This is a genomic window from Pseudaestuariivita atlantica (assembly GCF_001205715.1).
GTDB lineage: Bacteria > Pseudomonadota > Alphaproteobacteria > Rhodobacterales > Rhodobacteraceae > Pseudaestuariivita > Pseudaestuariivita atlantica.
The window spans coordinates 285,944-303,499 of the sequence record NZ_AQQZ01000002.1 but is presented as its reverse complement, the minus strand read 5'-3'; the positions used below and the strand labels follow the sequence as shown (position 1 = coordinate 303,499).

The 17,556-nt window shown below is 67.6% G+C and carries 20 protein-coding genes; 7 read left to right on the top strand and 13 right to left on the bottom strand.

Annotated elements, in window-relative coordinates:
* Positions 1–126 precede the first annotated feature (126 nt).
* Positions 127–1,305: a lytic murein transglycosylase gene (locus ATO11_RS04975; protein ID WP_050529733.1), complete on the top strand. Its 1,179-nt coding sequence runs from the start codon at positions 127–129 to the stop codon at positions 1,303–1,305.
* Here the strand turns inward: ATO11_RS04975 and smc are convergent.
* Entirely contained in the window at positions 1,302–4,763 is a 3,462-nt protein-coding gene (gene smc, locus ATO11_RS04970) for a chromosome segregation protein SMC (protein WP_050529732.1), read from the bottom strand. The genes ATO11_RS04975 and smc overlap by 4 nt on opposite strands.
* A 210-nt stretch (positions 4,764–4,973) precedes the next feature.
* Between smc and ATO11_RS04965 the strand changes: the two genes are divergently transcribed.
* Complete coding sequence (locus ATO11_RS04965; protein ID WP_050529731.1) at positions 4,974–5,438, top strand: GNAT family N-acetyltransferase; 465 nt, start codon at positions 4,974–4,976, stop codon at positions 5,436–5,438.
* A 1-nt stretch (position 5,439) separates the two neighbouring features.
* Here ATO11_RS04965 and ATO11_RS04960 read toward each other — a convergent pair whose 3' ends face one another.
* Entirely contained in the window at positions 5,440–5,829 is a 390-nt protein-coding gene (locus tag ATO11_RS04960; RefSeq protein ID WP_050529730.1) for a hypothetical protein, read from the bottom strand.
* A gap of 103 nt (positions 5,830–5,932) precedes the next feature.
* Between ATO11_RS04960 and ATO11_RS04955 the strand changes: the two genes are divergently transcribed.
* Positions 5,933–6,700, top strand: a complete 768-nt coding sequence (locus ATO11_RS04955) for an FCD domain-containing protein (RefSeq protein WP_050529729.1) — start codon at positions 5,933–5,935, stop codon at positions 6,698–6,700.
* Between the two features lie 66 nt (positions 6,701–6,766).
* Here the strand turns inward: ATO11_RS04955 and ATO11_RS04950 are convergent, their stop codons facing one another.
* The 6 genes from ATO11_RS04950 to ATO11_RS04925 form a co-directional block, all read right to left on the bottom strand.
* On the bottom strand, positions 6,767–7,339 hold the full coding sequence (locus ATO11_RS04950) for a F0F1 ATP synthase subunit B (protein ID WP_050529728.1): 573 nt from the start codon (positions 7,337–7,339) through the stop codon (positions 6,767–6,769).
* Positions 7,340–7,343: 4 nt separating this feature from the next.
* On the bottom strand, positions 7,344–7,883 hold the full coding sequence (locus ATO11_RS04945) for a F0F1 ATP synthase subunit B' (RefSeq protein ID WP_050529727.1): 540 nt from the start codon (positions 7,881–7,883) through the stop codon (positions 7,344–7,346).
* 81 nt (positions 7,884–7,964) lie between these two features.
* Entirely contained in the window at positions 7,965–8,201 is a 237-nt protein-coding gene (locus ATO11_RS04940; protein ID WP_050529726.1) for a F0F1 ATP synthase subunit C, read from the bottom strand.
* Between the two features lie 91 nt (positions 8,202–8,292).
* Positions 8,293–9,048 carry a F0F1 ATP synthase subunit A gene (locus ATO11_RS04935; protein ID WP_050529725.1) on the bottom strand — a complete coding sequence of 252 codons (756 nt, stop codon included), beginning with the start codon at positions 9,046–9,048 and terminating at the stop codon, positions 8,293–8,295.
* A gap of 16 nt (positions 9,049–9,064) precedes the next feature.
* Positions 9,065–9,391, bottom strand: coding sequence for an AtpZ/AtpI family protein (locus ATO11_RS04930; RefSeq protein ID WP_050529724.1), 327 nt, complete (start codon positions 9,389–9,391; stop codon positions 9,065–9,067).
* A 160-nt stretch (positions 9,392–9,551) separates the two neighbouring features.
* Positions 9,552–10,442: a LysR substrate-binding domain-containing protein gene (locus tag ATO11_RS04925; RefSeq protein ID WP_050529723.1), complete on the bottom strand. Its 891-nt coding sequence runs from the start codon at positions 10,440–10,442 to the stop codon at positions 9,552–9,554.
* A gap of 106 nt (positions 10,443–10,548) precedes the next feature.
* On the opposite strand from ATO11_RS04925, the gene ATO11_RS04920 reads away from it, so the two are divergent.
* Positions 10,549–10,749: a hypothetical protein gene (locus ATO11_RS04920; protein WP_050529722.1), complete on the top strand. Its 201-nt coding sequence runs from the start codon at positions 10,549–10,551 to the stop codon at positions 10,747–10,749.
* A gap of 38 nt (positions 10,750–10,787) precedes the next feature.
* Positions 10,788–11,123 carry an ArsR/SmtB family transcription factor gene (locus ATO11_RS04915; protein ID WP_050529721.1) on the top strand — a complete coding sequence of 112 codons (336 nt, stop codon included), beginning with the start codon at positions 10,788–10,790 and terminating at the stop codon, positions 11,121–11,123.
* 317 nt (positions 11,124–11,440) lie between these two features.
* Here the strand turns inward: ATO11_RS04915 and ATO11_RS04910 are convergent, their stop codons facing one another.
* From ATO11_RS04910 to ATO11_RS04890, 5 genes are read right to left on the bottom strand one after another with little or no spacing between them, the layout of a single operon-like run.
* Positions 11,441–12,175 (bottom strand): SDR family NAD(P)-dependent oxidoreductase, encoded by a 735-nt coding sequence (locus ATO11_RS04910; RefSeq protein WP_050529720.1) that lies wholly within the window; start codon positions 12,173–12,175, stop codon positions 11,441–11,443.
* Positions 12,172–12,756: a DUF3833 family protein gene (locus tag ATO11_RS04905; RefSeq protein WP_050529719.1), complete on the bottom strand. Its 585-nt coding sequence runs from the start codon at positions 12,754–12,756 to the stop codon at positions 12,172–12,174. Before ATO11_RS04905 ends, ATO11_RS04910 begins: the two co-directional genes overlap by 4 nt.
* 2 nt (positions 12,757–12,758) lie before the next feature.
* Complete coding sequence (locus ATO11_RS04900) at positions 12,759–13,988, bottom strand: MFS transporter (protein ID WP_050529718.1); 1,230 nt, start codon at positions 13,986–13,988, stop codon at positions 12,759–12,761.
* 14 nt (positions 13,989–14,002) lie between these two features.
* Positions 14,003–14,761 carry a DUF1365 domain-containing protein gene (locus ATO11_RS04895; protein ID WP_050529717.1) on the bottom strand — a complete coding sequence of 253 codons (759 nt, stop codon included), beginning with the start codon at positions 14,759–14,761 and terminating at the stop codon, positions 14,003–14,005.
* Positions 14,758–16,044 (bottom strand): NAD(P)/FAD-dependent oxidoreductase, encoded by a 1,287-nt coding sequence (locus ATO11_RS04890; RefSeq protein WP_050529716.1) that lies wholly within the window; start codon positions 16,042–16,044, stop codon positions 14,758–14,760. The genes ATO11_RS04895 and ATO11_RS04890 overlap by 4 nt, the downstream gene beginning before the upstream one ends.
* 228 nt (positions 16,045–16,272) lie before the next feature.
* Here ATO11_RS04890 and ATO11_RS04885 point away from each other — a divergent pair, with 228 nt between their 5' ends.
* The gene (locus tag ATO11_RS04885; RefSeq protein WP_050529715.1) at positions 16,273–16,821 is read left to right on the top strand and encodes a sigma-70 family RNA polymerase sigma factor; all 549 of its coding nucleotides are present in this window, start codon (positions 16,273–16,275) and stop codon (positions 16,819–16,821) included.
* Positions 16,822–16,829: 8 nt separating this feature from the next.
* Positions 16,830–17,489 carry a ChrR family anti-sigma-E factor gene (locus tag ATO11_RS04880; RefSeq protein WP_050529714.1) on the top strand — a complete coding sequence of 220 codons (660 nt, stop codon included), beginning with the start codon at positions 16,830–16,832 and terminating at the stop codon, positions 17,487–17,489.
* Positions 17,490–17,556: the final 67 nt, after the last annotated feature.

Below are 17,556 nucleotides of genomic sequence, written 5' to 3'. Positions count from 1 at the left end.
TCGCATATTTGTGGCAGGTCCTCGCGCATTCGTGTCAGCACCGCGCCCGGACAGGCATGGTTGAACCCTGCATGCCCCTCCCCTACGGTCGGCCCGTAACGGTATTTTCTCAACGTGGTGAACCCGATGCGCCTGTTTCCGATCCTGTCGACCCTCGCGGCGCTGGCCCTTGCCGGGCCGGCGCTTGCCCAATCCTGCGGCGGCGACTTTCCGCGCTTCGTGCAGGAATTGAAGGCGGAAGCCGTCGCGCGCGGCCATGCGCGGGACCGTGTGGACGTGTTTCTCGCCTCCGCGCGGCTCGACCCCGCCGTGATCCGGGCCGACCGGGCGCAAGGCGTGTTCCAGAAACCGTTCATCGAGTTTTCCCGCCGCCTGATCTCGCAGAACCGGATCAACGCGGGCCGCGCGAACGAGAAACGGCATGCCGCCACCTTCCGCGAGATGGAGCGGCGCTATGGCGTGCCGCGCGGCGTGCTTCTGGCCTTCTGGGCATTCGAGACCGACTACGGCGGCTACCAGGGCGATTTCAACACGCTGAACGCGCTGGTCACGCTGGCCCACGATTGCCGCCGCCCCGAGCTGTTCCGCCCGCAGGTCTTCGCCGCGCTGGAACTGTTCGAACGCGGTGCCTTCGATCCCCGCACCACGACCGGCGCCTGGGCGGGCGAGATCGGGATGGTGCAGATGCTGCCCGAAGACATCCTGCGCAACGGCGTCGATGCCGATGGCGACGGGCGCGTCTCGCTGAAGACCTCCGCCCCCGACGCGCTCCTGTCCGGCGCGAACCTGCTGCGCTCGCTCGGCTGGCGCCCGAACGAGCCGTGGCTGCAAGAGGTCACCGTGCCCGCGCAGATGGACTGGTCGAAATCGGGGCTGGGCACGCGCATGACGGCGCGCGACTGGCAGAAGATGGGCGTTGCCCCCCGGTCGGGCCGGTGGGAGGCGCGGTCGCTGCCCGCCGCGCTGATCCTGCCGCAGGGGCGCAAGGGACCGGCCTTCCTCGCCTACCCGAACTTCTCGGTCCTGTTCGAATGGAACCAGAGCTTCGTCTACGTCCTGACGGCGGCCTATTTCGCGACCCGTTTGGAAGGCGCACCGGTCTACAACGCTGGCAACCCCGATCCCGGCCTCGACGGCCCGCAGATGCAGGCGCTTCAACGCAAGCTGCAACAGGCCGGGTACGACGTGGGCAAGGTCGATGGTATCCTCGGGGCCAACACCCGCAACGCAGTGCAGGACGTCCAGCGCCGCCTTGGTCTGCCCGCAGACGCCTGGCCGACGCCCGACCTGCTCGACCGGCTTTAGGCGACCAGCTGCTCGGCCTTCTTCAGATCGACCGAGACAAGCTGCGACACGCCCTGCTCCTGCATCGTGACGCCGAACAGGCGGTCCATCCGGGCCATCGTGACGGCGTGGTGGGTGATGATCAGGAACCGCGTGTCGGTGCGGCGCGTCATCTCGTCCAGCAGATCACAGAACCGCGTCACGTTGGCATCGTCCAGCGGTGCGTCGACCTCGTCCAGCACACAGATCGGCGCCGGGTTCGCAAGGAACACGGCAAAGATCAGCGCCAGCGCCGTCAGCGTCTGCTCCCCCCCTGACAAAAGCGACAGCGTCGACAGCTTCTTGCCCGGCGGCTGGCACATGATCTCAAGTCCCGCATCCAGCGGATCGTCGGATTCCACCAGCGTCAGGCTCGCCTCGCCCCCGCCGAACAGGTGCTTGAAGAGCATCCCGAAATTGTCGTTCACCTGCTCGAACGCGGTCAGCAGGCGCTCCCGGCCCTCGCGGTTCAGGCTGGCGATCCCGTTGCGCAACTCGCGCACCGCGTTTTCAAGGTCCGCCTTCTCGGCGACCAGCGCGTCATGCTCGGTCTGGACCTCCTTGGCGTCTTCCTCGGCGCGCAGGTTCACCGCGCCCAGCGCATCGCGCTGGCGTTTGAGACGTGCAACGTCGCCTTCCAGCCGCTCCGCCGGCGGCATCTGCTCCGGCACCATGTCGAGCGAGGCCAGAAGCTGATCGGGCGTCACCAGAAGCGCCTCGTCGATCCGCTGCGCGGCCAGCGCCACCGTGTCCCGCGCCGCTTCTGCGCGCGCCTCGGCAGCCGCGCGCGCCTCCCGCGCCTCGCCCGCCGCCCGCTCGGCCTCCCGCGCCGCGCGATCCGCTTCCCGCAAGGCGCCCTCGGCGGTCGACAACGCATCCGCCGCTTCGGCCTTGCGCGCCTCTGCCACGGAAATGCTGTCCGCCAGTTCGTCACGTTTCGAGGCAAGCGTCGTCGGCGCATCCCGCGCCGCGTCCAGATCGGCCTTTGCCTCGGCCTCGCGCGTATCGATCTCGGCAATCCGGGTGCCCGCCGATTCAAGCCGCGCTTGCCAGCGGGTCAGGTCCTGCGCCACGCTCTGCGCCCGGCGCAACCGCGCGGCGCCCTCGCGGCGCAACTCGTCAAAGGCCGACCGGCGGGTCATCATCGTCACCCGCGCGGCCTCGACCGTCAGGCGCAGGTCCTCGACCTGCGCGCGCTCCGCCCCGATATCCGGCAGCGCCTTCAGCGCGCCGCGCGCCTCCGCCGCCTGTCCTTCGGCTTCGGTCGCGGCATCGCGGTGGCGATCCAGCGCCAGCGCCAGCGTCTCGCACTTGCCATCGGCCACGTCGCGGTCGGCCTCTGCCCGTGACAGCGCGCGCGCGGCCTCGGACGCCTGCGTATCGGCATCGCGCCGCGCCTGCCGCGCCGCCGCATCCGCCGCCGTCAGTTCCGCCACCCGCGCAGTCAGTGCCTCGTGCGCCTGCCGCGCCGCGTCCAGCCGCGCCTCCGCCTGCGAGGCCTGCTGTTTCAGCGCTTCGAGCCGGTTGAGCTGTTCCAGCCGCAAGGCCGCCGCCGACGGCGCATCCTCACCATCGACATGGAACCCGTCCCAGCGCCACAGATCCCCCTCGGCGGACACCAGCCGCTGGCCGGGGCCAAGCGCCGCGTGCAGCCGCTGGCCCGTCGCCTCGTCCGGCACCACGCCGATCATCCGCATCCGCCGTTGCAGGACGTCCGGCCCCGCCACGTGATAACTCAGCGGGACGACACCCTCGGGCAACTCCGCCGAGCCGTCGAAATCCTGCAATTCGTGCCAGCCGGTGCCCGTCTCGCCCGCGCCCAGCACCGGCGCGCGCAGGTCGTCGGCAAGCGCCGCGCCCAGCGCCTTTTCATAACCGGGCGCCACCTGCAGCAGGTCAAGCAACTGGCCCGTATCCGCCTCGTCCCGCCGCAGCAACTTGTCGAGAGCGGCCATCTCCGCCAGCAGCGCCTTGGTCTCACCTTCAGCCGAAGACCGCTCGGCCCGTGCATCGGCCTCCCGCGACTGCGCCGCCGCGCGCGCCTCTTCGGCAGCGACCAGCGTCGCCTCCGCCTCGGTCTGCATCCGCTGCGCCGCGACCTGCGCCTCGGCCAGCTGGGCCACCCGCGCTTCCGCCTCGGACCGGGCCGTGCGCGCCGCTTGTTGCGCGGTTTCCGCCGCTTCCGCATCCGCGCGATGCTTGGCGACCGTCTTTTCCAGGTCGGCCAGCAACCGCTCCGCCGACTGGTGCCGGGCCGCCAGCCGCGCCACATCCTCGGTCTTCTGCGACAGGTCCGCCTCGCGCGCCTGCAACACGCTCGCCGCCTCGTGGGCCGCCGCTTCGGCCTCGGCCAGCGCGGCCTCGTGGCCCTCGCCGTCCGCTTCCAGCTTGGCCGCTTCCTCGTTCAGGCGCACCACGCTCTGCTCGGCATCGCGGTTCAGATCCGCCTCGCGCGCGCGGTCCGTCGTCAGCTGCGCGATCCGCGCCTCCAGCGCCGCGATCCGCTCCTGCGCCTGCGTCTCCGCCGCAGTCAGCGTGTCGCGCTCGACCAGCAGGCGCTGCAACACCGCCGCCGCGATCGCGTCTTCCTCCCGCAAGGGCGGCAACGCGGCCTCTGCCTCTTCCCGCGCGACAGCGGCCTTGCGGGCCGCGCCTTCGGACTGCGCCGCTTCGGTCGTGCGGGCGCGTAACGCGTCATCGGTCTCGGCCCGCGCTGCGTCCGCCTCTTTCCAGCGGCGGTACAGCAACTGGCCCTCGGCGGCGCGCAATTCCTCCCCGATTGCGCGATACCGCGCCGCCTGCCGCGCCTGCCGGGCCAGTTGCGCAAGCTGTGCGGCCAACTGCTCGATCACGTCGTCGACGCGCGTCAGGTTCGTCTCGGTCCCCTTCAGCTTCAGCTCGGCCTCGTGCCGCCGCTGGTAGAGCCCCGAAATCCCCGCCGCTTCCTCAAGAATGCGCCGCCGCGCCTTGGGTTTGGCGTTGATCAACTCGCTGATCTGCCCCTGCCGCACCAGCGACGGCGAATGCGCCCCGGTCGAGGCATCGGCGAACAGCATCTGTACGTCCCGCGCGCGCACGTCCTTGGCATTGGCCTTGTAGGCCGATCCCACGTCCCGCGTGATCCGCCGCACCACTTCGAGGATGTCACTGTCATTGAAGGCGGCGGGTGCCAGCCGGTCGCTGTTGTCCAGCAGCAGGCTCACCTCGGCAAAGTTGCGGGCGGGGCGGGTCGCGGCGCCGGCAAAGATCACGTCCTCCATCCCGCCGCCGCGCATCGCGGTGGGGCGGTTTTCGCCCATCACCCAGCGCAGCGCTTCCAAGAGGTTCGACTTGCCGCAGCCGTTCGGACCGACCACGCCGGTCAGCCCGTCCGCGATCATCAGATCGGTCGGGTCCACGAAGGACTTGAAGCCCGTCAATCTCAACCGGGAAAACTGCACCTTGGCCTGTTCCGATTCTTGCCCTGACCCTCACCGTGCCAGCCGAAACGCCGCCCTGTCAACGCGGGCGCGCAGCATGTGGCCCGCCACCCCGGCTTATCCACAAGATATTGCGTTGCCCGCACAGAGCATGCCGCAGGGGAAACCGGCCAGCCCTTGACCCGCCCCGCGCAACCCGCTTTTCTGCGGTGCAGCACCGGAGACCCAGACGTGGCCCTTCAGATCACCCAGTCAGACCCCCGCGACGCCGACGCCCGTGCGCTGCTTGCGCAAAGCCATGCGCTGATGGAGGCGTTGTACCAACCGGAGGAAAATCATTTCCTGTCGGTCGACGCGCTTGCGGGCCCCGACGTGCGGTTCTTCACCGCCCGCGATGAAGGCGGCGCGGCCCTGGGATGCGGCGCGCTGGCGCTGCGAGACGGGTATGGCGAGGTCAAGTCCATGTACGTGGCCGAAGACGCCCGCGGCCGGGGCGTCGCCGCCGCCATCCTGTCCCGGATCGAGGACGAGGCATCCTCCCTCGGCCTGCCGCTTCTGCGTCTCGAAACCGGCGACCTGCTTGATGCCGCGCACCGCCTGTACGGGCGGCACGGGTTCGAGGTGCGCGGACCCTTCGCCGACTATTCCGACTCGCCCGCCTCTATCTTCATGGAAAAGGCGCTGCCCGCGCGCTGACCTACAGCCGCGTGCAGTCGAGCGTGACCGGCCCCGGAACCGTCGACACCGCGCAATCGTAGATGTCCGGCCCGCGCTGCGCCGGGCGCTTGGGCGGTTTTTCCCCGTCGCAGGACAACCCGCCCACCATCACCGCCACGTCCCCCGTCAGCCAGGCGACGTCGCACCCGCTCACCTGTTCCATCGCGGCCTCGGCCCCCGCCGCAATCTCGGAAATCCGTGGCAGGCCGCGCAGGTTGCGCCGGATCGCCTGCATGTAGGGACCGTTGCGGCGCACATCATAGGTATCGCCGTTCACGGTGACCTGCTGCGCCGGCATGCCGCGCATCAGGGGGCCGGGCGCGTTGCACGCCGCCAGCATCAGGACAAGGGCACAGAAAAGCAGTCGCATGGGTCAACCCTGCCGGCACCATGCTTAACAAATCGTGAATCGCTGCGGTTGACCGGGCGCTGCGCTACTGGTCATATCTTTTGACCAAATCGCCGGAGCATCCATGCCCTTCCAGAAGGTCCAGCCCGAAAAGCTCGCCTCTGCCGTGATCCGGCAGATCGAACTGCTGATCCTGCGTGGCATCCTGCGCCCCGGCGAACGCCTGCCCGCCGAACGGGAACTGGCAGACCGGCTGGGCGTCTCCCGCCCCTCGCTGCGCGACGCGATCTCGGCCCTGCAGGACAAGGGCCTCCTGACCTCCCGCGCGGGTGCGGGCGTGTTCGTGGCGGAAGTGCTGGGGTCGGCCTTCTCCCCCGCCCTCGTCAAGCTCTTCTCAGACCATGACGAGGCGGTGTTCGACTACATCTCCTTCCGCCGCGACATGGAAGGCCTCGCCGCCGAACGCGCGGCGACCTACGGCTCGGACACCGACCTCCAGGTCATCAACGCCGCGTTCGAGCGCATGGCCGCCGCCCATGCCAAGCGCGACCCCCGGATCGAGGCGCGACTGGACGCCGAGTTCCACCTGTCGATCATCGAGGCGAGCCACAACGTCGTCATGCTGCACATGCTGCGGTCGATGTACGACCTGTTGCGCGAAGGCGTGTTCTACAATCGGCAGGTCATGTTCCGGCAAAGGCGCACCCGCGACGTGCTGCTTGACCAGCATGCCGCGATCAACGCGGCGCTTCAGGCGCGGGACGCCGCCGCCGCCCGCGCGGCAGTCGAGGCACATCTCGATTTCGTGGAAACCGCGCTGCGCGACCAGCAGCGCGCTGACCGGAACGAGGAAATCGCGCGCCAGCGGTTCGACCACGAAAAATCGCGCTGAGGGCGCCCCCCGAAAACGCAAAAGCCCGGCCGCAGGGGCCGGGCCTTGATCGGACGGGTCCGAATGTCAGTGCAGGCGGGTGTCGACCTCGGCGATCGCGTCTTCGATCATCTTGTCGGCATCCTCGGCCGTCAACTGCTTGGCCACCACGTCACGGGCGGCAGCGGTGGCTACGCCGATGGCAGTATCGCGGACTTCCTTGACGGCGGACGCCTCGGCGCTCGCGATCTGGTCTTCCGCCGCGGCCAGCCGACGCTCGATCGACACTTGCAGGTCGGCCTTGGCCTTCTCGGCCGCCTCCGCCGCTTCACGCTTCGACGTGTCGATGATGCGCTGCGCCTGTTCCTGCACCTCGGCCTGCTTGCGCTCGTACGAAGCAAGGATCGCCTGCGCGTCCTCGCGCAGCTTGCGGGCCTCGTCCAGTTCGTCGCGGATGCCCGCGGCGCGCTTGTCGAGGAGACCACCCAGCAGGTTGAACACCTTGAGATACAGCAGCACGCCCACGAAGATGAGGAACGCGATCAGCACCACGAAGTCGGTGTTGCGGAGCGAGAAGAACGGGCCCGGCGCGGCCAGCGCCGGGGAGGACACGACCGCAAGCGATGCGGTGACGGCCCAAAGGGTCAGACGGTTCTGCATGGCCTTACCCCTTCATCCGTTCCGCGACAGCCGCGTCGATCGCGGCCTTGTCCGGTTTGCCACCCAGCACCGCAACCAGTTCGGCAGCGGTCTCGCGGGCCACTTCGGCCACCGCATCCATCGCGCCGGCACGAATTTCGGCGATCGCCTTTTCCGACTCCGCGGACCGCGCGGCGATCTCGGCATCGGCCTTGGCCAGCGCGTCGTCAAGGTCGGCCTGGATGTCGGCCTTGGCCTTTGCGACGATCTCCTGCGCTTCGGCGCGGGCGTCGGCAAGGGCCTTCTTGTAATTCTCTTCGGCGGTGACGGCCGCCTGCTTCAGCTCTTCGGCCTTGGCGATGTCGTTCGTGACCGTCCCCTTCCGCTCGGCCAGGACCGAGGCGATGCGCGGCAGCGCGATCCGGTTGAGGATCAGGTAGATCGCGACAAGCGCGATGACCAACCAGAAGATCTGGTTATCGAAGGTCGAGAAATCGAGCTGCGGCATGCCCGGCGCTTCGGCCGTCTTGTCCATGCCGTCTGTCGCGTGGGTGTCTTCAGCCATTGCGGCCTCCTCGCTGGGTGTCCGACATCGGGCGGGACCGGATCAGGGTCCCGCCCAAGCGTAAGGATGAACCAGCGTGTCTTAGACGGCGAACATCAGCAGAAGCGCGACGAGGAACGAGAAGATCCCCAGCGCTTCGGCGAACGCGATACCGATGAACATGGTGGCAGTCTGGCCACCGGCAGCCGACGGGTTGCGCAGCGCGCCCGACAGGAAGTTACCCACAACGTGGCCCACGCCGACCGCGGCGCCGCCCATGCCGGTACATGCCAGGCCTGCACCGATGTAGGCACCCATTTGTACGATATCGCCTTCCATGATCTTTTCTCCTTACGATGGAATTTGCGTTTGTCGTGGCGGTCGCCCGCCGAACTCCGGTTGGGGCGCGCAGGTCGCGCGCATCCCGTTATCAGTGATGCGGATGCAGCGCGTCGCGCAGGTACACGCAGGTCAGGATCGCGAACACGTAGGCCTGGATGAAGGACACCAGCACCTCCAGCGCGTAGATCGCCGTGATCGCCAGCACCGCGAAGGGCGAGATCGCCAGCACCGCCGCGAAGGCCGCGAACACCTTGATCACCGCGTGGCCCGCCATCATGTTGCCCGCCAGACGAATGGAGTGGCTGAGCGGCCGCACGAAGTACGAGATGACCTCGATCAGGGCGAGGATCGGGCGCAGCGCCAGCGGCGCGGACGAGATCCAGAAGAGCTTGAGGAAGCTGATCCCGTGCAGCACGAAGCCGAGGATCGTCACCGTCAGGAACACCGCCATGGCCAGAACCGCCGTCACCGCGATGTGCGAGGTGGTGGTAAAGGCCATCGGGATCAGGCCAAGGAAGTTGGCGAAGACGATGAACAGGAACAGCGTGATGATGTAGGGGAAGTATTTCACGCCATCCTTGCCGGCGACGTCTTCCACCATCTGGTAGACAAAACCGTAAGCCAGTTCGGCGATCGACTGGCTGCGCGACGGCACGATGGCGCGGCGCGAGGTGCCGATGACCATCAGGCCGTAGACGCACAGAACCGCCAGGGCCAGCCACAACGTCACGTTGGTGATGGTGAACATGCCCACCGGGCCGTCGCCAAACAGCGGTTTGACGATGAACTGGTCCATCGGGTGAAACTCGAGCCCACCTTCTGCGCCCTTTGCTTCTTCTGCCATGGCCGTCCGCCCTTTCTCAACTCTCGTCCGGCCCTTGGGTGCCGGTGTCGTCCTGACTTTGGAGTTCCTTTGCCGACCGCAGCATCACGTTGATGCCCGCCGCGAACCCCAGCAATGTGAACAGGATCAGGAAGATGGGTATTGTCCCAAACAGGCTGTCCAGCCCGTATCCGATCCCGACGCCGATCAAGAGACCGGACACCAATTCGATGACCATGCGCCAGCCCGCTTCGGTCTGGCGGTGGTGGTCCTTTCGCTCCTCTCGCGGCGCATCCTGCGCCTTGAGCGCCCTGATCTTGTCGTCAAGCTCTAGCAGCTTCTGGCGGTCATCAGGGTCGATCACGGGGCGGAAAGGTCCTCCACTGGTCCTGCGCAGGTGCTAAGGGGCGGGGCGCTCCGAGTCAAGGCGACCCGGAAACGCGCCAAGTAACTGCTTTAAAATGATTTTTCTGAATATTTCCAGCCATGCTGCCCACCAGACAGCCAAACCCTCATTCAACCGTTCAGTTGACCTTTCCATCGCGGAGCGTGCCGCTTTCCTCCAGCAGCCACCGGCGGAACGCCATCGCGGCGCGGTTGTGGCGCGCGGTTTCGCCCTGCACAAGGTGGTAGGCCCCGCGCCTGAGCCCGATGTCGGACAGGCGCACCAGCCGTCCCGCCTCCACAAGATCGAGAACCACCTCCTCACCCACGAGGAACACCCCCTGCCCGGCCAGCGCCGCCTCGCAGGACAGCGCCGCGCGCATGCGCCAGGCCGGTTCGGTCCGGTGCCCGGCCGTGTCGACCCCCGCCATCGCGAACCAGTCGCCCCACATGTCCCCGTACCGGTCCTGCAGGCGCGGCAGGTGCAACAGGTCCTCGGGGCGGGTGACGCGTTCGGCGATGTCGGGCGTGGCGAACGGATAGATCGGCAGGTCGCTCAGAAGGTCCGTGGGACGATCCGGCTCGGCCGACTTGTAGAACCGGATGGCGAGGTCGGCGGCATGGCGGCGCACGTCCACCACCTCCTCGGTCGCGTCCAGCCGCACCTCGACCTCGGGCGCAAGCGACTGGAACCGGTGCAGCCGCGCGATCAGCCAGCGCGTGGCGAACAGAGGCTCGCAACTGATCGTCAGGACGCCCGCACCACGGTCCGCCAGCATCGCCGTCGCATCGGCCACGCGGTCCAGCGCCGGCGTCACCTCGTCAAGATAGGCCGCGCCCAGCCGCGTCAGGCGCACCCCTCGCGGCAGATCGGCAAACAGCGCCACGCCCAACCGGTCCTCCAACCCCCGCACATGCCGGCTGATCGACGAATGGGTGACCCCCAGCTCATCCGCCGCCGCCGCGAAGGATTGGTGCCGGCCCGCGGCCTCGAACGCGCGCAGGGCATTGAGGGGAGGAAGTTGGCGCATGAGATATCCGTGCGTTTTTTGCACATATCACGCTCAAGAACGGCATTTGTCAATTCGCCGCCCGTTGCCCATCTTGAACGTATCACCGAAGAAATCGGAGGACACAATGTCCGATATCAGCCTGCACCGCGCATCGCGCGGCATCTCTATTCATGTGCCTTTCGCACGCTTCTGGAACTGGATAAAGCCGCATCCCAAGGTCTGCCTGTCCGCCCACCTCGCACGGGACGTGGGCCTCGAACCGGGCCGCGGCCCCATCGGGCGCGTGGAACTGCCCAGCGAGGTCTGGGCCCATCCGCGGCTCTGACCCTTTCGCCCGGCGGCGCGGGGCGGTAAGCCAAGGCCATGAGCGACGATCTCGACACCGTGTTTGCCGCGCTGGCCGATCCGACCCGCCGGGCGATCCTGACGCTGCTGCTGGAGGACGACATGGCGGTGACCGACGTGGCCGACCCGTTCGACATGTCGCTCGCCGCGATCTCGAAGCACCTCACCGTGCTCACCCGCGCGGGCCTCATCAGCCAGGAAAAGCGCGGCCGCGTGAAGTGGTGCAAGCTCGAACCGGGCGCCCTGCGCGCCGCCAGCGTCTGGATGCAGGGCTTCGGCCAGTTTGAACCGGTGAACCTCGACGCGTTCGAACGCTTTCTCGCGCAGGAACTGCCCGACGTGCCGAAGGACTGACCGGGCCGGATTCCGGACCCCTGAAAACAAGACGGGCGGGCCCCGTCGCCGGGAACCCGCACCGTGCCGTGCACACAAAAGAAACGCCGCGCGTCAGCTCACCTTTACGATGCGCCGAACCACGCGAACGCGATCCGGACCTCACAAACACACACACCCACCGACGCGCGGCAAACGGTACTCGTCACGCCACCGCACTCACTTACGTACGGCGAAACACATACCTTGGGGTGAACCCCGATTACTGCGGGTGATGTTCGGCTAAACGGGTAAAATTTCCGTTGATTTCCCCCTACCCCGCACCGGGACCCGAAAGATCAGGAGAACAGGCGGTAATAGGCCCAGTCCGGCAGGAAGCGCGACAGCCGGAAAACCCATGAAAAGACCATGGGAAAGTGCTTTTCGAACCGGTCCGACTCCATCAGCGCGAACATGTGGTCCGCCGCCTCTTCGGGCGTCATCAGGAACGGCATCTTGAAATCGTTCTTGTCGGTCAGGCGCGTCTTGATGAAGCCGGGATTGCCCAGCTGCACTGTCACGCCGGTCTTGCGCAGATCGGCATAAAGCGATTCGGCGAACGCCATGACGCCCGCCTTCGACGCGGCATAGCCCTGCGCGCCGGGCAGGCCCCGAAATCCCGACAACGACCCGGTGATCACGATATGGCCCCGGTCGCGTTCGATCATCGCGGGCATGACGGCGCCCACGCAGCGCAGCGCGCCGACGAAATTCACGTCCGCCATGGCAAGGATCTCGTCCTGCGTCCATTCCTGCGCGGGCTGGGGCCAGTAAAGACCGGCGAGGTAGACGATCCCGTCGATCTCCCCGATCGCCTCGACCGCCTGCTTCACGCTGTCGGGATCGCTGACGTCGCATTCCTGCACGGTGGCGGGGCCCGGCAGGGCGTCGGCGACCTCGCGCAGCTTCTCCTCGCGCCGGGCCGACAGGATGACATGCGCGCCCGCGCGGCTCATCACGTGGGCCAGCGCCGCGCCCAGGCCGTCGCTGGCACCCACCAGCCAGTACCTTTTGCCCTGCCAGTCACGGCTCACGCGGCAATCTCCTGCTGCGCCGTCTCGGTCGCGGGCCGCATCGTCGCGACCAGCTCGGCCACCTTGAAGCCGAACTTGTAGAACTGGCTGCGGTTCACGATGGTGCCGTTGGGCGTCAGGTACATCCAGTCGACGGTGTTCAGCACGTGACCTCCGGACTTTTCGGGGAGCTTGTATTTGTACCGCAGCAACACCGCCGACCCGGCCTGGGTTCCCTGCGCCTCGCCCACCACGTCCTCGGCCGTGGCGCGCACCGCGCCGTCATTGCCCAGCACCAAATTCCACTGCCGGTCCTGGCGCTCGCCACTGTCATAGGTGAACGCCTCGCGCATGGTGCCGCGATTGCCGATCCAGTCGATCTGGAAATCCGCCACGAACCGCGACGCCACCCGCCCCGTAGGGCCATAGATCACGCCTTCGCAGATCATCGGCCCGTTCAGGTGCCGGCGCAGGTCCAGCGGCTCACCGCCCTGCACGTAATCGTCCGGCGTCTGCGCGACAAAGCTCAGATACCGCGCCCGCGCCCATACCGCAGCCAGCGTCACGCCAGCCCCGATCAAGAGCCACAAGAGGATTTCCATCGTCAAAGCTCCTTCAAATCTGTTGCGGCCAGCAGGCCGATAGCGACAAGTTTCAAAAGGCACGGCAGCCCGGCATAGAACCAGGTCAGCACCCACAGCGCCTCTTCGGAATTGACCGTGCCCGCCTTGAACCCGGCGGCTTCAAGCGCGGGCAACAGGATCACCGCCGCGACGGCCAGCGCGGCTTTCGATACGAAACTCCACAGGCCGAACCCCTGCGCGGCGTCCGGCGCGATGCGCCCCATGCGGGTGGCAAACAGCGCCGGCAACAGCGTCAGGTCCGCCCCCACCGTCGCGCCCGAGGCAAGGCAGATCAGCGCGAACAGCCACACGTCGCCCGTCCCGAGCGTCAGCGCGCCGCCGAAAGAGATGATGGCCAGCACCATCGCCGACAGCAGCACGGGCTTCGGCCCATACCTCTCGGCCAGCCGGCTCCAGACCGGCGCGCTGGCCGCCGCGGCGGCGAAGAACAGCAACAGAAGCGGCCCCTCCGCCCCCGGCGCACCAAGGCGGCTTTCGACGAAGAACAGGAACACGGTCGAACTGACCGCCACGGGCGCGGCGTTCAGCAGCGCGATCAGCAACAGCCGTCGCGCCAGCGGATCGCCCAGCACGGTGAGAAAGCCCGGCCCCTGCCCGACGCCCACGCGCCCCGTCCATTCGCCCTGCATGGCAAGCCCGGCGAGCAGCGCGCAGGCGGCGAACAGCACCGCGAAGGCCGCGAAGGGCGCCCCGGTAAAGGCCAGCGCCACCGGCGCCACGGCGGCAATGCACACGCCAACCAACGCCCCCGCCTCGCGCCAGCGCGCAAGCAGCAGGTGCCCCGATCCCGGCAACCGCGCGGCCGTGGTGACGCCCTGCGCGTAGAAGGTGATGGTCAGGAAGCTGAAGGCCGAGAAGACCAGCGTCAGCATGGCCGCGAACCACCAGATCGGCGCGATGGGCGGCGTGACGGCAAACAGCCCCACCATCGCCCCGCCGATCGCGACCAGCGCCAGCGCAACCGCCGCACCCCGCCGGTCCGACACCGCGTCGCTCAACCGGCCCAGCAGCGGGTCCTGCACGAAATCCAGCAGCCGCAGGCCGAACAGCACCGCGCCCAGCGCGCCCAGCGACACGCCATAGGCATCGACGTAGAACTTGGGCGCATGGATGTACAAGGGCAGCCCCGCCGCCGACAGCAGCCCGCCAAAGAGGGCGAAGGCCCACAGCCGGGGCTGCGGGCGCGACATGGCCTCTGCGCGTGTCACGAAGAGACCTCGGTCGCCGGTGCCTCGGGCCGTGCCCGGTACCGCGCTCCCTTCCACCACAGCTTCAGCGCCTGCCAGTGGATCAGCCCCATTACGCGCCGCGCGCCCAGCGGGCGGCGCAGCATCGCGCGCAGCATCGCCGCCGTGCCCAAGGGCCGCCGCTTGCCGGTCAGCGTCGCATAGACCCCACCCTTGCCGTGGGAATAGTCGATCCAGACGCCGATCCGTTCATCGGTGATGTCGAAGCGGAAGACGTATCCGCCCTCGATCGGCTGGAAGGGCGAGACATGCATCAGCTTGACCGCGCTCAGCCGGTCGGTGGGCCGGATCGGGGACAGGTCGGCATGGCGGCACAGGTAGGAATGGCGGTCGCCGAAGGTGTTCGTCACCTCGGCAATCACCGCGATCAGCGCACCGCCCACGTCCCGCGCCAGCCAGAAGCTCACCGGGTTGAACACGTATCCCAGCACCCTCGGCTGGGCGAGCAGGTCGATCCGCTCGACGCCCGTGACCTGGTGCTCTGCCAGCACCTCCCGCGCCCAGACCGCGCCGCGCCCGTCACCGGGCGCGCCGCCGTGATCGCGGTCGTGCAGCGATACCAGCCCCCGCCCGTTGCGCCGGAAGGGCCACGGCGCGCGCGCGGGCGCCTCGGCATCCAGCAGCACGTAGTCGATGGAATACCGGAACCCGTTCCCGGTTGCGCCCTTGCGCCCGTGCCATGTCTGGCCCGCGATATGATCGACGGGGCGTGTCACTCGGCGGCCACCGCCAGCGGTGCTTCGATGCCGATGCGCTCGACCACGTCGATGGCGCTCGACAACCCGTCCTCGTGAAAGCCGTTCTTCATCCATGCGCCGCAATACCACGTGTTGTTGGCGCCGTTCGTCGCCCGCATCACGTCCTGCGCCGCCAGCGCGTTCAGGTCATAGACCGGGTGCCGCAGCGTGACCTGGTCGTGGATCAGGTCCTCGCGGATCGGCCGCGTCGTGTTGAGCGTGACGAAGAAGGGCGATGCCTCGGGGATCGGTTGCAGAGAGTTCATCCAGTAGGTCAGATCGATCCGGTCCAGCGACTTGTCCGCCGCCTCGGTATAGTTCCACGACGACCAGACCGCGCGCCGCTTGGGCATGATCGAGGCGTCGGAATGCAGGACAACGTCGTTCGGCTGGTACTTCATCGCGCCCAGCGCGGCGCGTTCGATGCCCGTGGGCGTCTCAAGCATACGCAGGCTGTCGTCGGAATGGGTGGCAAGGATCACGTCGTCGAACCGGTCCCACTGGCCCTCGGCCCGGATCGCCACGCCCGCCGCGTCACGGCGGATCGCCTCCACCGGATGGCCCAGCCGCAACTCGGCCCCGAACCCCTGCAGCGCCGCCTCAAGCCGCGAGACATAGGCGACCGACCCGCCCTGCACCGTGTACCACTGGTGCTGCCCGGTCACGCCCAGGAGCGCGTGGTTTTCAAAGAACTGCACCAGCGCGTAGGCCGGGAAGTCCATGATCTTGTCCGTCGGCGTCGACCAGATCGCGCCCGACAGCGGCAGAAGGTACTTGTCGCGGAACCACGGGCCCAGCTTCATCGCGTCAAGGAAATCGCCCAGCGACTGCTCGCGGTTGCGGGCCGAGGCGACGGCGTTGCGGTTGAACCGCAGGATGTCGCGGACCATGCGCAGGAAGCGGGGATTGGCCGCGTTCCTCGGCTGCGCGAACAGCGCGCCCAGCGACCGCAGCCCGTATTCCAGCCGCCCGCCGTTCAGCGACGCGCCGAAACTCATGTTCGACTTGACCACCGGCACGTCCAGATCGGCGAACAGCCGCGCGAGGTGCGGATAGTTGGCATAGTTGAACACGATGAACCCGGTATCGACCGGCTGCCCACCCACCTTGATCGTGCGCGCATGCCCGCCCAGCCGCGGCTCGGCCTCGTACAGCACCACCTCGTGCTGCTGTGACAGGAAATAGGCCGCGCCCATCCCGGAAATCCCGCCACCCACAATGGCAATGCGGCGTCGGGGGGTCGTTACGGGGTCGAATGGCATACTTGGCGCTCCGAAGTGTCAATTTGGGTTTACTACGCGGCGCTGCGGCATTTGGATGAATTTGCACTGTGAAAATTTTTCCGCGATTCTGATGATCCAAAGCCGGGGCCTGCGCGTAAAGGAGGTATGTTACGGGATGTGTCCACCCTGGACAGTCAGTTACCAACCGAGGAACGCGCGGTCCGCCGCGTGGCCCCGGTGCAGGTGCGGGCGCCGGAAAGGCACGTCATGACACCCCCGACAGGCGATGCCGCGGACTGGGTGGCACTGGTGCAGAAACTGCGCGACACGCGGGACGAAGCCGCGTTCCGCGCGCTGTTCGACCACTTTGCCCCCCGCGTCAAAGCCTACCTGATGAAATCGGGCGCGGACGCGTCCATGGCAGAGGAATGCGCGCAGGACGTGATGGCGACCCTGTGGCACAAGGCGCACCAGTTCGATCCCACGCGGGCCTCGGTCGCGACCTGGGTCTACACCATCGCGCGAAACCGCCGCATCGACATGCTGCGCAAACAAAGACGGCCAGAACCCGAAGAACTGGCCTGGGGCCCCGAAGCCGAACCGGAACCGGACGAGGTGGTGGGTCTCCAACAGGAGAGCTTGAAATTGGGGCGCGCCATGGCCGCCCTGCCCGAAAAACAGCGTGAGCTGATCCAGAAAGCCTATTTCGGCGAATTGTCGCATAGCGAGATTGCCGCCGAAACCGGACTACCTTTGGGGACGATAAAATCACGCATACGGCTGGCGCTGGAACGTCTGCGCCACGCGATGACCTGAGTTGAACGATGACACGCAACACGACCACGATAGAACACCACCTGACGCCGGCCCTCCTGATGGCCTACTCCGCGGGCGCCCTGCCCGAGGCGTTCTCGCTGGTGGCGGCAACCCACATCTCGATGTGCGACCACTGCCGCGCGGAACTTGAAACCTACGATACCGTGGGTGGCGCGATCCTCGACACCGTTGAATCGGACACCGAAACGCCCGACTTCGCCAAGACGATGGCGCGGATCGCGCGGGCCGATGCCGCGCGGAACGCTCCGCCCACGCGCCTTGCCGATGACGTGCTGCCCGCGCCACTTGCATCCTACGTGGGCGGGTCGCTGGACAACGTGAAATGGCGCAAGGTGGGCGGCGGCGTGAAACAGGCGATCCTGTCGACCGACCGCGACGCCTCGGCCCGCCTGCTCTACATCCCCGCGGGCACCGCCGTGCCGGATCACGGCCACCGCGGGATCGAACTGACGCTGGTGTTGCAGGGCGCCTTCCGGGACGAAGACGGGCGGTTCGCGCGCGGCGACCTCGAAGTGGCCGATGAAAGCGTCGACCACACGCCGGTCGCCGACGAGGGCGAGGATTGCATCTGCCTCGCCGCGACGGATGCTCCGCTGAGGTTCTCGGGCATGCTGCCGCGCCTCGCCCAGCCCTTCTTCCAGATCTGAGCGCGCAGAACCGCTCAAGACCTCGTGAAAGCGCCCGGTTTCCGGGCGCTTTTCGTTTCCCTTCCGC